The 3,805-nt window shown below is 50.3% G+C and carries 6 protein-coding genes; 2 read left to right on the plus strand and 4 right to left on the minus strand.

The features are described 5' to 3' along the window. Positions 1-135: 135 nt before the first annotated feature. On the plus strand, positions 136-750 hold the full coding sequence (gene rsmD, locus BZG79_RS12805) for a 16S rRNA (guanine(966)-N(2))-methyltransferase RsmD (protein ID WP_077774585.1): 615 nt from the start codon (positions 136-138) through the stop codon (positions 748-750). 27 nt (positions 751-777) lie between these two features. Further along, positions 778-1,044 carry a DUF1145 domain-containing protein gene (locus tag BZG79_RS12810; protein ID WP_021022233.1) on the plus strand — a complete coding sequence of 89 codons (267 nt, stop codon included), beginning with the start codon at positions 778-780 and terminating at the stop codon, positions 1,042-1,044. Between the two features lie 5 nt (positions 1,045-1,049). Here BZG79_RS12810 and BZG79_RS12815 read toward each other — a convergent pair whose 3' ends face one another. The 4 genes from BZG79_RS12815 to BZG79_RS12830 all read right to left on the minus strand — a co-directional run bounded on the left by BZG79_RS12815 (position 1,050) and on the right by BZG79_RS12830 (position 3,645). Continuing rightward, on the minus strand, positions 1,050-1,349 hold the full coding sequence (locus tag BZG79_RS12815) for a DUF2007 domain-containing protein (protein WP_021022232.1): 300 nt from the start codon (positions 1,347-1,349) through the stop codon (positions 1,050-1,052). 2 nt (positions 1,350-1,351) lie between these two features. Then, positions 1,352-1,987, minus strand: coding sequence for a lysoplasmalogenase (locus BZG79_RS12820; RefSeq protein WP_021022231.1), 636 nt, complete (start codon positions 1,985-1,987; stop codon positions 1,352-1,354). Between the two features lie 139 nt (positions 1,988-2,126). Continuing rightward, complete coding sequence (locus BZG79_RS12825) at positions 2,127-2,486, minus strand: DUF4145 domain-containing protein (RefSeq protein ID WP_077461876.1); 360 nt, start codon at positions 2,484-2,486, stop codon at positions 2,127-2,129. A 148-nt stretch (positions 2,487-2,634) separates the two neighbouring features. Next, positions 2,635-3,645 (minus strand): acyltransferase, encoded by a 1,011-nt coding sequence (locus tag BZG79_RS12830; protein WP_077774586.1) that lies wholly within the window; start codon positions 3,643-3,645, stop codon positions 2,635-2,637. Between the last annotated feature and the right edge of the window lie 160 nt (positions 3,646-3,805).

Genomic DNA, 3,805 nt, shown 5'->3' on the forward strand with positions numbered 1-3,805 from the left:
ACCCAAGCCCAGCCATGACATAAATCCACGTTTCTTTTTTTCTGCCATTGGCAAATCCTAAAGCATGCTTGATACAATCAGCGGCACAATACCGAATCGGCATAGTCTACCACCTTCTTAACGGTCAAAAAATCTATGGTTAAACGCGCCAACCGCAAACCCTCATCGCCTACCCCTTCTCGTGGGGTTGGGTCTGTCCGTATTATTGCTGGCCGCTGGCGTGGCCGTAAGCTTGCGGTACAAGACGCGCAAGGGCTCCGCCCCACCACTGACAGGGTGAAAGAAACCGTTTTTAACTGGCTCGCGCCTTATTTGCCAGAGGCTCGCTGCCTCGATATTTTCGCAGGAAGTGGCGGACTCGGCTTTGAAGCGCTCTCTCGTGGCGCAAGCTGGGTCCATTTTTGTGAGAAACATCCCGCGGCAGCCAAACAATTACGGGCTAATTTAGATCACCTTGGGGCGCAAAACGCACACATTGATTGCGGCGATGCGCTCGCCCTACTTGCCACCGCCCCCAAAGACGGTCCGTATGATATTGTGTTTGTCGATCCGCCTTTTCATCAAGGCCTACTCGAGGACACCTTGGCCGCGTTAGACGCCAATCATTGGCTTGCGCCAAACGCCTGTGTTTATGTCGAAGCCGAGAGTGATTTAGAGGCCTATCAGATCCCCACGCATTGGCACTGTCACCGTGAAAAACGCGCAGGACAAGTCAACTACCGGTTATATTTTACTGAACCCGATCATTAAGCAAACAAGACCCGTGAGAGAAAAACTATGAAAGTGTTAATCTTATTGGCGAAAGCCGCCATCGCCTTTGTGTGGCTGGTGTTGATTGCCAATATTGTCCATCCTTTTCCAGGTGTCGCCGCCATGGCACTGTACATCATGACGGGCTTTTTGTTGGTCATGCACGGCTTACAAATGCTGATCTTTTTAGGGGCCTTTGGCGATAAAGTTGCCATGAGCCGCTGGGAGAAGTGGTCAATTCTGATTTTTGGGATCTTTGCGCTGCTCGATATTCGCCGTAAGTATATGGTGTAACGCAATCACTCGCGACTATGCTGGCACTGCCAGCATAGTTCAAAGCTACCGGCATTCTCTTCACCGCATGCTTGGCAAATCCAATGAGTGTGACTTTGGGCTTCGTATTCCTGTAGCAACGTCCGCGCCTGAGTCACCTTTTCTGGCTCGACCCACAAGGTGACCCCCTGAACATCCGGGGGTAGCTCTCCCACCGCGGCACTCAATGTTTCACCTTTTAACACACAATCAATCTGGTGGCTGACCAGTAACCCTTTTAGGCTGTGTGCTTCTAAGAGGTTCATCGCTTGATAGACTTGCTCCATGGTTATCCTCCTTGGGCGATCACCACCGAGGCGCTAATCAATGCTTGCGCCACAAAGTAACTCGACATCACCATCGCTTGTGCTGCACGGAACTCCCCTTTAAAGCGCGCAAAAGCAAGCACCGTATCTGAGAACATGAATAATATTGCTCCCGCTAACGCCATCCCTGCTGCGAGAGAATGGGTGTTCAACCAGTACTCGCCTGCGGCCCATACCATCTGTGTGATCACGGCAATATAGATAGCAACCGGTAAGGCAAAACGCCCAAGGTTGGGAAGTAGCAAAAGAAAGACGATCACCCCAAGGCCTGAGAGCATGGCGGGTAACCACCACACCATGTGGCCGTCAAATTGTGCCCAGAACGCAAATATATAAACGAGATGTGCGAATAAAAAGCTGGTTAACCCATGGACAAATCTGTCTTTGGGTAGCATTAAAAAGACATCACCAACCACTGACAGTAATAGTGCAACGAATACCCATTGCGCATAATGGGAGACGCTAAGGTGTGCACCAACAATGAGCATCAGCAGCACAATGGTCAGCGGTTTAAAAAGATAAAACTGCCAGCGCGGGCCCCGGTAGGCTGCGGAGATATGCAGCAGTCCAGAACAACAGACAGCGAACCAGCTCCACATGATTATCATTCCTTTCACAACAAGGACGCCAAGTCTAGGCAGGCTAGCGAAGATGTCCAGTGTACCTTGATAAGAACAAGATCCAGTTTAAAAAAATCGTAATGTTAACGAGGCGGTGACAGTCGCGGCGAGTCGTTCGTTAGCCGCTCCATTGCGGCCAAACTTGCGCGTAAAAACCTATCGCCCCGGCGGTAAACAGCAGAATAAGGGCAGCAGCAAGGCGCCATATTAAGCGGTTGCTTCGCGGTACCAGTTCCGACTCACAATACTTGCTTACCGATATAAATTTACGCATATCATCGACTTGGTAACCGTCTTCATGCACCACTTTATTCCTAATGGTCGCCACGAAGCGCAGCTTTTTGACCACATCATGGGGAAGCCGTTTTTGACTGCTGTCGATAAGCTGGTGGAGCCCTTTCCCTTCCGCGTGGTAGTGCTGGCGCAGTAAGCTTTCTAGGCGCTTACTGTGCTTAATAACCACTGCTACATCATCCATGATCTCTCTCCTTGCTGGCTCACTGCCATCTTTCTAGTATGACGGTTTTTACGCCCTTTAGGGATTCGCGATTTCATGATTGGGATCTGACTCCGTATACATGCTTTCAATTACTTATGACTGCTTTTATCGCAAAAAGTGTCATCCACTAGGGAACCAGCCACGCGGTGATGCGCTGACGCTGTAATAATGCCGTTATCAACGCCGCGCCTGCAAACGCATAAATCGTCAGAGCCGGGATCCATAGCCACGATGGCGATAAAGTGGGCCAGTATGCGCGCACCGGCCAAAGGAAAATCGGATGAATCAAATAAATGCCGAGGCTATAACGACTTAGCGTGGCCACCYATGATGGTGTGGTTCGTCCCTGCCGCCACTGCCGAACCGCCAAAAAGACCGCGGCGCTAATCAGTACCGTGTTGATCGTCGTGTAAGATAACCAGCCTTCGGTGATATAACGCTGGTATTGGATACTGGTACCAAGCACATGGTATCCGGTCATTCCCACGGCGAGTAACCCTAAAACCCACCAAAGAGGCCGCGCGCGTGGGTAATAATGAAGCCAAAATCCCAGCCACAAATAACCGCCATAAAGAATAAAGTCATTCCGCCACCACCCCTGCGCGCCCGATAAATACCAGGCGGTGACGCCCATCCACGCAAGCCCCACCGCCGCCACGCCCGATGCCGGTAAATGCGCGACAACGGGACGCAGTATCGGAATCCAAAGTAACAGCGGGATGTAATAGTAAAAAAAACCTAGGTGATAATAGGTCTCATGGTCGGGCGCAGCGTGTAATGTTTGCGCTACCGTCTGCCAAGAAAAGCCTTCAGCAGTGAGTCCAGATAAGCCCGCGAACAATAGCGACCAAAGCACAAAAGGCACCACCACTTTCATCACCCGACGCTGAATAAAGTGTCTAAGCGTGAACCGGTGCGAGGACGACAACAGCAACACCCCTGAAATCATAATAAATATCGGCACCACCCAGCGGCTGGCGCTATTGAGTCCAACCGCCACGCTCCAATCTGATAAAGCGATCTGCCCAATTTCAGTGCGATACGGCCCCAAGACATGAATCGCGACCACAAATAATGCGGCCAACACGCGAAGTACGTCGAGATACGCAATATGCTCTTGATGTTGCGCTGGTTGCATTTGTTAACACCTTTAACCATCTGAGTGAACAAGACGAACTTCATAATACGCCAAATTGAAGTCAAAAGACTGCTCATTCACGACAACTTACAGTCAAGTATGTCAATTTTTATGCCGAAAACTAGCACACAGATCGGCTTATTACGTTAAAAGTTAGTAT

This window comes from Salinivibrio sp. MA427 (assembly GCF_001996115.1).
In the GTDB taxonomy this organism is placed as follows: Bacteria; Pseudomonadota; Gammaproteobacteria; order Enterobacterales; family Vibrionaceae; genus Salinivibrio; species Salinivibrio costicola.